The organism is Tamlana crocina (assembly GCF_012037625.1).
The window spans coordinates 1-287 of sequence record NZ_JAAVJS010000837.1; the positions used below are offsets into that span (position 1 = coordinate 1).

The 287-nt window shown below is 41.8% G+C and carries 1 pseudogene; it reads left to right on the top strand.

The features are described 5' to 3' along the window. Positions 1-287 (top strand): annotated as a pseudogene (locus tag HC176_RS19190) (outer membrane protein assembly factor BamA); the annotation flags it as partial.

Here is a 287-nt window from a genome sequence, read left to right on the forward strand (position 1 = left end):
GCGGTATCCTTTCAACACTATAATTTAAAGAATTACAATACCGGGTTATTTACGTTTGGAGATGGATATTCCAACAATTTCGCCATAACCTTAGGTTTAACCAGGGATAACACTTTTAGCAATCCCATCTTCCCTATGGGAGGTTCAAAATTTGAGGTAGTTGCAAAGGTTACCCCTCCTTATTCCCTGTTCAATGACGTTGACTACGCCAATCTTGCAGACCAGAGAGAATTCCAGTTGGAGAATGAATTTGGAGTGCTAAGCCAGGGAGGATATAACAGCCAGGG